Genomic DNA, 8528 nt, shown 5'->3' on the forward strand with positions numbered 1-8528 from the left:
AGGCTACGGTCCGGGGTGGGGTCGGGGCTACGGTCCCGGCTACGGCCGCGGTCCCGGCTGGCGGCAGGCCGCCGGTCCGTGCGCGGCCGGCCAGAACACCCCCGGCTGCTGGCGCGTGCAGAATCCCGACAAGCACGCCGCCTGCTTCAAGGAGGCGGACGCGAAGGGCCTGCGCGCCGGCCCGCGCCGCACCTTCATGGCCGAGTGCATGACCAAGTAGCCCGACACCCGTCCGGGACGGCGGCCGAACCGCCGCCCCGGGCGTGACGTCACGGCGCCCCGGGGCGCGACGTCACGAAGGGACATCCGGCTGCCTCGGCGTCAGCGGACCCGGTAGGCGCCGTGGCAGCCGGCGCATTGCGTCGTGATGGCGGCGATGCCGGTCATCAGCGATTTCCAGCCGGCGGCGTCGGGCGGATCCGCCACGGTCTGGGTGACACGGGCGAAATCGTCGGCGGCGCGGTGGAACGCGAAGCCCATCTCGCGGAATTCCGCTGGCATGTGGCGTCCGATGCCGAGCCCCTGGCCGATCGCCATCTCCTTGCGGGCGAGGACACCGGCCTCCTTGACGCAGCCGCTGCCGACGAGCTGCAGAACCTGGTCGAGCGTCGTCATGTGGGTCCGCATGTGCTCCAGGAAGGTCTGCCGGACCTCGTCCGGAAGCGTGATCAGGAGGCGCGGATCGTCGCTCTCCGGCGCGGCCCGGACCGCCGCCGTCGTCGCCAGCAGGGCGAAGCCCGCCAGGAGACCTGCCGCGCATTTCGCCGTCGTGCAGCCCCGTCGTGTCGTGCCGGTCCGTGTCATCGGTCGTCTCCGTCGTGATCGTCGGCGCGCAGCGTGCGCGCGCGCAGCTGACCGCGACCTGACGATGTCGCGCCGGCAGGCTTCCTTAACCACGATCGCAGATGCGCCTTCGCGCGCCATGGAACCTCAGGCGCCCTTAACGCCCGGCCCGCTAGACCACCAGCTCGGACTAGCCTGCATGAGCCGTCTCCGGTCGAGAGCTCGCCCACGATGTCGCCTGCCGCGATACCGCCGAACGAAACCGAACGACTCGCCGCCCTGCGCCGCTGCGCCGTGCTCGACACCGCGCCGGAGGAGAGCTTCGATCGCATCACCCGCCTGGTGACGCTGCTGACCGGCGTGCCGGTCGCCGTGATCAGCTTCGTCGACCGCGATCGCCAGTGGTTCAAGTCGCGCATCGGCCTGACGACCACCGAGACCCCGCGCGAGGTCGCGTTCTGCGCCCACGCGATCCTGGCCGACGAGCCGCTGATCGTCGAGGACGCGCGGCGCGATCCGCGCTTTCACGACAACCCGCTGGTGACGGCCGAGGACGGGGTGCGCTTCTATGCCGGCGCACCGATCCGTACCGCCGAAGGCCTCAATGTCGGCGTGCTGTGCGCCATCGACCGGGTGCCGCGCCGGCTCGGTCCCAAGCGGATCGCGGCACTGCGCGAACTCGCCGCCATGGTGGCGACCGAGCTCGCGTTGCGGGTGGCCAACCAGCGCCTGACCGGCGAGCTCGTCGCGCGGGTCAAGGTCGAGAGCGGGCGGGCGGTCGTCCGTCAGCGCCTGCAGGACCTGCTCGAAACCGCCACCGACTGGCTGTGGGAGACCGACGCCGAGCACCGCTTCGTCTACGTCTCCCACCCGATGCCGGCCGGCGTCGCCGGCGGCGCCTTCCTGGGCCGCACCCGGCGCGAGCTGGCGGGCGGCGATGCCGCCGACCCGGTGTGGTCGGGCCACGTCGCCGATCTCGATGCGCACCGGCCGTTCCGGGCGTTCCGCTACGCGGTGCGGCGGGCCGACGGCGGCACCAGCCATCTGGAGACCAGCGGCAAGCCGATGTTCGACCGGGCCGGCCGGTTCGTCGGCTATCGCGGCACCGGGCGCGACGTGACCGCGATGGTCCAGTCCGAGCTCGCGATGCGGGCCATGAGCGCCAAGCTGCACGCCCTGCAGGCGTCGGGCGTCATCGGCGTGATCACCTGCGAGGGGGACCGCATCGTCGACGCCAACGACGAGTTCCTGCGCATCGTCGGCCACGACCGCGCCGACGTCGACGCCGGCCGGCTGACGTGGTCGCGCGTCGCCCCGCCGAGCCTGCACATGGTCGAGGACGACGCGCCGTCCGGACCGGCCGGATCGTTCCATCGCCTCTGCCTGCACCGCAGCGGCGCCCGCGTGCCGGTCGCGATCAGCTCCTTCACGCTCGACGGCGCGGCCGGCCAGTGGATGGCGCTGGTGCAGGACGTCAGCGAGCAGAAGGCCCGCGAGGCGCAGATCCGCGATCTCGCCTATCGCGACACGCTGACCGGGCTCCTGAACCGTCGCTCCTTCAACGAGCAGCTCGCCCGCCACCTCACCCCGGGCCGCGACGGCACGCGGCGCGGCGGCGCCCTCGTCGTCCTCGACCTTGACAACTTCAAGGACGTCAACGACGCGATCGGTCACGACGCCGGTGACGCCCTGCTGCAGACGATCGCCCACCGTCTGCTCCAGGCCACCGGGGACGAGGACGTCGTGGCGCGTCTCGGCGGCGACGAGTTCGCCGTCGTGCTGGTCGACGTCGACGCGCCGCAGGAGATCGAGACGCGGGCCCGCCGCCTCCTGGAGGTGCTGAGCCAGCCGGTGCGCCACCGCGACGAGACCCTCCATCCGAGCGCCAGCCTCGGGGTGACGCGCTTCCCGCAGGACGCCGACGACGCCGCCGAGCTCTTGAAGAACGCCGACGTCGCGCTCTACCGCGCCAAGGCGGCCGGCCGGCGCTCGGTGTCGTTCTTCGATCCCGGCATGATGGACGGCGCGATCGCCCGGTTGAAGCTGCTCAACGAGGTGCGGCTCGCCATGGCGGAGAACCAGTTCCGCCTCGCCTATCAGCCGGTCGTCCGGATGGACGGGCGCGGGCATTCCGGCTTCGAGGTGCTGATCCGCTGGCTGCATCCGCGCCGCGGGCTGCTCGGCCCCGGCGAGTTCCTCGATGCCATGGAGGGCGCCGGCCTGCACGGCTGGATCGCCCGGTTCGTCATGGAGACGGCCGCCCGGCAGGCGCGCGGCTGGCTCGACCACGGGCTCGATCCCGGCACCATCGGGGTCAACATGTCGGGCAGCCAGATCCGGGCGGACGGCTTCGCCGACGACATGCTGGCCGTGCTGGCGACCTGGCGGGTCGCGCCGCGGCGGATCGTCCTCGAGGTCACCGAGCAGGTCGTCATCGCCGAGGATCCGCGCATCGCGACGGCGCTCGCGCGATTGCACGCCGCCGGCGTCCGCATCGCGCTCGACGACTTCGGCACCGGCTACTCGTCGCTCGCGCATCTGCGGCGCTTCCCGGTCGACGTCCTGAAGATCGATCGCTCCTTCGTGACCGACATCGGCACCGATGCCGGCGACACCGCGATCACCCGCGCCATCGTCAATCTCGCTCACAGCCTCGATCTCGAGGTGGTGGCCGAGGGGATCGAGACCGAGGCGCAGTTCGCGCGGCTTTCGGCGCTCGGCTGCGATCTCGGCCAAGGCTTCCTGCTCGGCCGGCCGATGCCGGTCGAGGCGGCGACCGAATGGCTCGGCGGCGTCCCTGGGCGCGCCGCCGCGACCGGCTGAACGCTTAACCACACCGCTTCGTCCTGCAGGGCCGCAGCGGTGCCCCCGATCGACCGGACCGGCCGGATCGCCCGCGATTGCGGTAACATGGAACGGTTTCGGGCTTGCCGCGTTGAACCGTCACCACTGGCCAGGAGAACCCTCATGCAAGCCATGCCCGATACCGCGCCGGGAGCGTCGCCGGAGACGTGCCCGACCCTGCAGGTGCTCGCCGCGCGCTGGTGGCTCGTGCTGCTGCGCGGCGTCGTCGCCATCCTGTTCGGTGTGCTGGCCTTCGCCTGGCCCGGCCTGACGATCCTGACGCTCGTGGTGTTCTACGGCGCCTTCGCGTTCGCCGACGGCATCCTGGCGATCGGCGGCGCCATCGCCGGCAAGGGGCCGACCTCGGCGCGCTGGTGGCTGGTGCTGTCGGGCGTGCTCGGCCTCGCGGTCGGCGCCATCGCCTTCGTCGCGCCAGGCGCCGTCGCCGTGGCGCTGCTGATCTTCATCGCGGCATGGTCGATCGCGCTCGGCGTGATGCAGATCGTCGCCGCGATCCAGCTCCGCAAGGAGATCGAGCACGAGTGGCTGTTGATCCTCTCCGGCATCGTCTCGGTGCTGTTCGGCGGCATCCTGCTGTTCCAGCCGGTCGCGGGCGCGCTCGCCGTCGTGTGGATGATCGCCGCCTATGCGATCGTCTCCGGCGTCGTCTACATCGCCTGGTCGTTCCGCCTGCGCGCCTGGAACGCCAACCGGACCACCGCCGGCGCGACGGCGTGACGGCGCTGGCGAGCCGCGCGCGTCGGAGAGGGTTGCGGTCGCGATAAACCGTCCAGATGTCCGCTCGTCCCCGCGAGGGCGGGGATCCAGGGGCCGCGTGACGTGTTGCCCCTGGATTCCCGCTTGCGCGGCAATGAGCGGAGGATGGGGCGAGCGCTGCGAGCCAGCTTCTAAAAGCTCTCGCCGACCAGGATGCGCGCCTTGGCGCTGGTCGCCACCTTGCCGTCGGCCATCAGGATGCGGCCGCGCAGGACGACGACGTCGCTCTTGAGGTGCGGCGCTTCCGTCACCGTGTCGACGCTCCATTCGAGCGTGATCGTCTCGCCGGCCGGGATCGGGACGTGGAACCGGAACGAGATGTCGTGGCCGATCACGGCGCCCCTCGCGGCGTAGTGGCTGGCCAGGAATCCCATCAGCTGCGCCGCCATCTGCGGCCCCGAGACGATCGGCACCTTGTAGCGGGTGCCGGCGGCGAACTCGGCATCGTGGTGCAGTGGATTCTTGTCGCCGGCCATCGTCGCGAAGGCGCTCGCCTCGGCGAAGCTGACCGTGAAGGTGGTCGAGAAGGTCTCGGTCGGGTCGACGCGCATGCCGGCAGCGATCACTCAGTACAGGGTGGCTTTCACGCGCGCCGGATAGGCGTCGTCGAAGGGCGTGGCGGCGATCCGGCCCTGCGAGCAGGCCGCGAGAATCCGGCCGGCGGTCGGCAGCGTGCCGCGCGCGACGCGCCGCTCCGGATCCCACAGGCGCGAGCGCACCAGCGCCTTCGAGCACTGGAAGTAGACCCGCTCGACCGTGACGACGATCACGGTGCGCGGCGCCTTGCCGTCCAGGCGGAAGCTCTCGGTCAGCGCCGGATCCGTGGAGATGACGGCGCGGCCGTTGACCCGCAGCGTCTCGTCGTAGCCCGGGATCATGAACAGGAGCGCGATGCGCGGATCCTCGATCAGGTTGCGCAGCGTGTCGATGCGGTTGTTGCCGCGCCGATCGGGGATCAGCAGCGTCCTCTCGTCGGCGATGCGCACGAAGCCGGCCGGGTCGCCGCGCGGCGAGCAGTCGAGCCCGCCGGCCCCGCCGGTCGCGATCACCACGAAGGGCGCCGCCTCGATCAGCGCCCGATAGGGCGCGTTGACGTGGTCGATCTCCTTGAGGATCGCGGCCTCGCCGGGAGCGTCGTAGAGCGCCTCGAGCGCCGCGAGGCTGGTGACGGTGTGGTCGGCGCTCGCGGTCTCGGTCACGATGCTCCCTTTCCGGCGGATCAGAACGGCCCGCGCGAGGCGATGCTGTCGATCACCGCGTTCAGCTCGCGGATGCGGGTCGCGTAGACGCGGGCGAGGCAGCCGGTGTCGGCGCCGCAGGCCTCGCGGGTCCTGATGAAGGCGCGTTGCGCGTCCTGGATGTCGCCGCGCTGGCCCATGGCGACGAGTCCGGTCGCGACCCCGTAGATCGCCGCCATGCGGGCCTCGTCCTGGCCGAGCGTGTAGGTGCTGCAGATCGTGCGATCGGCGGGCGTGGTCGCCTTGGCGCAATCGATCGGCGAATAGTCGATCGCGGCGGCGGGGGACGCCGCGCCGATCAGCGCGACGATGCCGAATGCGAGCAAACGAGGTGCGAGCAAACGAGCGTTCATCGGAGCCTCCTCAGGCGGCGAGAAGCCGCCGCCCATCGTGGCCCGTGACGATCACGTCGACAATGCGTCCCGGCGCGCCGCCCGAGATTTTGACCGGCGTGAACTGCTCGGTGCGGCCCGTTGTGCCGGTCTCGACCAGCACGGCGCGGCGCTGGCCGATCTCGTTTTGCAGATGCTGGAGAAGCAGCGCGTCGCCCTTCTGGCGCAGCCGCATGGCGCGTTCCTTGACGACGCGGCCGTCGACCGGCGGCATGCGGGCGGCCGGCGTGCCGGGCCTGGCCGAGAACGGGAAGACGTGCAGATAGGTAAGGCCGCAGGCATCGACGAGATCGAGCGAGTTCTGAAACATCGCCTCGGTCTCGGTCGGGAAGCCGGCGATGATGTCGGCGCCGAACACGACGTCGGGCCGCAGCCGCCGCACCTCGGCGCAGAAGTCGATGGCGTGCTGCCGCGAATGACGGCGCTTCATGCGCTTGAGGATCATGTCGTCGCCGGCCTGCAGCGACAGATGCAGATGCGGCATCAGACGCTTTTCTTCGGCCAGCGCGATCATCAGGTCGTCGTCGGCCTCGACCGAGTCGATCGAGGAGAGGCGCAGCCGCGGCAGCTCCGGCACGGCGGCGAGCACGCGGCGGACCAGCGTGCCGAGCCGTGGGCGCTCGGGCAGGTCGGCGCCGTAGCTGGTGATGTCGACGCCGGTCAGCACCACCTCGGCGTGGCCGTTGAGGGCGAGGCGGCGCACCTGGGCGATCACGTCCTCGGTCGCGACCGAGCGCGAATTGCCGCGGCCGAACGGGATGATGCAGAAGGTGCAGCGATGGTCGCAGCCGTTCTGCACCTGGACGAAGCCGCGGGCGCGCCCCTCGATGCCGTCGATCGCCGGCGCGGCACCGCTGCGCACCGCCATGATGTCGTCGACGGCGGCCTTGGCAGCCGGATCGACGGCGCCGCCCGCGAAGACCGCGCGGGTCTGGGCCCAGGCGTCGTCCGACAGCTTCTCGGTGTTGCCGAGTACGCGGTCGACCTCGGGCATCGCGACGAAGGTCGCTGTCTCGGTCTGCGCCGCACAGCCGGTGACGACGACTCGGGCGCGCGGATTCTCGCGCTTGAGTTTTCTGATGGCCTGACGGGTCTGGCGAACGGCTTCGCCCGTCACGGCGCAGCTGTTCACCACCACGGTGTCGGACAGCCCCGCCGCCTCGGCGCGGCGGCGGATCGCCTCCGATTCGAAGGCGTTGAGCCGGCAGCCGAACGTGACGACGTCGACGCTCATCGGCCCGCCGCTCCGCCCGCCGTCGCGGCGCCGGTCACGTCCTTGGCGAACAGGGCCGGGTCAAAGCGGCCGTGCCACTCGTACTCCACCGGCCCGGTCATCAGCACGTGGTCGTCGCGCTCGCGCCAGTCGATGATCAGGTCGCCGCCCGGCAGCGTCACGCGCACGCGGCGTCCGGTGCGGCCGGTGCGGGCCGCCGACACGGCGGTGGCGCAGGCGGCCGAGCCGCAGGCCTTGGTGAGGCCGGCGCCGCGCTCCCAGGTCCGCATCGTCAGATGGTCCGGGCCGGTCACGGCGGCGAGCGTGATGTTGGCGCGGTCCGGGAAAATCGGGTGGTTCTCGAGCAGCGGGCCGATCTTGCCTAGGTCGTAGGCCCACGGATCGTCGACCCAGAACACCGCATGCGGGTTGCCCATGCTGGCGACCGACGGCGAATGCAGGATCGGCGCGTCGATCGGGCCGATCTGCAGCTCGATCGCGCGGGTGTCGCGGAACTCCTCGGCGAGCGGGATGTCGCGCCAGCCGAACTTCGGCGCGCCCATGTCGACGGTCGAGACGAGCGGCTCCTCGCCCTTCCAGGCGTTGATGATCCCGGCCCGGGTCTCGAAGGTCAGCGCGGTCTTGCCGGTGTCGGCGAACACGATGTCTGCGACGCAACGCATGCCGTTGCCGCAGGCGCCGGCCTCCGAGCCGTCGGTGTTGTAGATGCGCACGAACGCGTCGGTGCCCGGCGTGCGGGCCGGATAGAGCACCATGAGCTGGTCGAACGGCGCCCCCTCGGGGCTCGCCGCGGCGCGGGCCTCCGCGGCCGTGAGCTTCTCCGGCCGGTCGCGCAGGTCGACGACGACGATCTCGTTGCCGAGGCCGTTCATCTTCACATAGGGGTGGTCGGCGAGCGCGCTCATCGGACGATCTGTTGCGGGCGGGGCTGTCGATTGGTCTCGACCCGGCGCCTTATATGGGATTTTTGCATCCCTTGGCCAGCCGAGGGGCAACGGAGCAGGGGTGCGGACGGCACCGGTGGGCCTGCGGCGGCGTTGGGCTTCCGTTCATCCGGGCCGTGCTCTACGGTTCCGCGACGCAGGACCGACAGGAGCATTCGATGCGACCTCGCCGTTTTGTCGCGACCTTCGCCGCGATCGCGGCGGCCGTGGTGTGGCAGCCCGGTCTCGGCGTTGCGCAGGGCCAGGGCGGCGCGCCCGCGAGCCCGCCGGCCGCGAGCCCGCCCGCCGCACCGGCCCCGTCCACGCCGGCTCCCAC

General features: G+C 71.5%; 8 protein-coding genes and 1 pseudogene. 3 read left to right on the forward strand and 6 right to left on the reverse strand.

The annotated features are described in order from the left end of the window. A pseudogene (locus CCR97_RS16200) lies at positions 1-220 on the forward strand (hypothetical protein); the annotation flags it as partial. 101 nt (positions 221-321) lie between these two features. Here the strand turns inward: CCR97_RS16200 and CCR97_RS16205 are convergent. Next, a complete protein-coding gene (locus tag CCR97_RS16205) occupies positions 322-804 on the reverse strand; it encodes a hypothetical protein (protein WP_244670485.1) in 483 nt (160 codons plus the stop codon). A gap of 210 nt (positions 805-1014) precedes the next feature. Here CCR97_RS16205 and CCR97_RS16210 point away from each other — a divergent pair, with 210 nt between their 5' ends. Both CCR97_RS16210 and CCR97_RS16215 read left to right on the forward strand, forming a co-directional pair. Next, positions 1015-3606, forward strand: coding sequence for a sensor domain-containing phosphodiesterase (locus CCR97_RS16210; protein ID WP_111358465.1), 2592 nt, complete (start codon positions 1015-1017; stop codon positions 3604-3606). 144 nt (positions 3607-3750) lie between these two features. Beyond that, positions 3751-4365 (forward strand): HdeD family acid-resistance protein, encoded by a 615-nt coding sequence (locus CCR97_RS16215; RefSeq protein WP_111358464.1) that lies wholly within the window; start codon positions 3751-3753, stop codon positions 4363-4365. A gap of 170 nt (positions 4366-4535) precedes the next feature. On the opposite strand, the gene CCR97_RS16220 is transcribed toward CCR97_RS16215, so the two are convergent. The 5 genes from CCR97_RS16220 to dapF are packed head-to-tail and all read right to left on the reverse strand — an operon-like array spanning position 4536 to position 8173. Continuing rightward, positions 4536-4955 (reverse strand): MaoC family dehydratase, encoded by a 420-nt coding sequence (locus CCR97_RS16220; RefSeq protein WP_146618812.1) that lies wholly within the window; start codon positions 4953-4955, stop codon positions 4536-4538. Positions 4956-4970: 15 nt separating this feature from the next. Next, positions 4971-5603 carry a pyridoxamine 5'-phosphate oxidase family protein gene (locus CCR97_RS16225; RefSeq protein WP_111358462.1) on the reverse strand — a complete coding sequence of 211 codons (633 nt, stop codon included), beginning with the start codon at positions 5601-5603 and terminating at the stop codon, positions 4971-4973. Positions 5604-5623: 20 nt separating this feature from the next. Then, on the reverse strand, positions 5624-5995 hold the full coding sequence (locus CCR97_RS16230) for a lysozyme inhibitor LprI family protein (RefSeq protein WP_111358467.1): 372 nt from the start codon (positions 5993-5995) through the stop codon (positions 5624-5626). Positions 5996-6005: 10 nt separating this feature from the next. Next, positions 6006-7268 carry a tRNA (N(6)-L-threonylcarbamoyladenosine(37)-C(2))-methylthiotransferase MtaB gene (gene mtaB, locus CCR97_RS16235; RefSeq protein ID WP_111358461.1) on the reverse strand — a complete coding sequence of 421 codons (1263 nt, stop codon included), beginning with the start codon at positions 7266-7268 and terminating at the stop codon, positions 6006-6008. After that, on the reverse strand, positions 7265-8173 hold the full coding sequence (gene dapF / locus CCR97_RS16240) for a diaminopimelate epimerase (protein ID WP_111358460.1): 909 nt from the start codon (positions 8171-8173) through the stop codon (positions 7265-7267). Before dapF ends, mtaB begins: the two co-directional genes overlap by 4 nt. Positions 8174-8528: the final 355 nt, after the last annotated feature.

It is taken from the genome of Rhodoplanes elegans (assembly GCF_016653355.1).
In the GTDB taxonomy this organism is placed as follows: Bacteria; Pseudomonadota; Alphaproteobacteria; order Rhizobiales; family Xanthobacteraceae; genus Rhodoplanes; species Rhodoplanes elegans.

Coding starts and splice junctions, on each gene's coding strand:
- CCR97_RS16205 (WP_244670485.1), bottom strand. CDS start 804: ATGACACGGACCGGCACGACACGACGGGGCTGCACGACGGCGAAATGC.
- CCR97_RS16210 (WP_111358465.1), top strand. CDS start 1,015: ATGTCGCCTGCCGCGATACCGCCGAACGAAACCGAACGACTCGCCGCC.
- CCR97_RS16215 (WP_111358464.1), top strand. CDS start 3,751: ATGCAAGCCATGCCCGATACCGCGCCGGGAGCGTCGCCGGAGACGTGC.
- CCR97_RS16220 (WP_146618812.1), bottom strand. CDS start 4,955: ATGCGCGTCGACCCGACCGAGACCTTCTCGACCACCTTCACGGTCAGC.
- CCR97_RS16230 (WP_111358467.1), bottom strand. CDS start 5,995: ATGAACGCTCGTTTGCTCGCACCTCGTTTGCTCGCATTCGGCATCGTC.
- mtaB (WP_111358461.1), bottom strand. CDS start 7,268: ATGAGCGTCGACGTCGTCACGTTCGGCTGCCGGCTCAACGCCTTCGAA.
- dapF (WP_111358460.1), bottom strand. CDS start 8,173: ATGAGCGCGCTCGCCGACCACCCCTATGTGAAGATGAACGGCCTCGGC.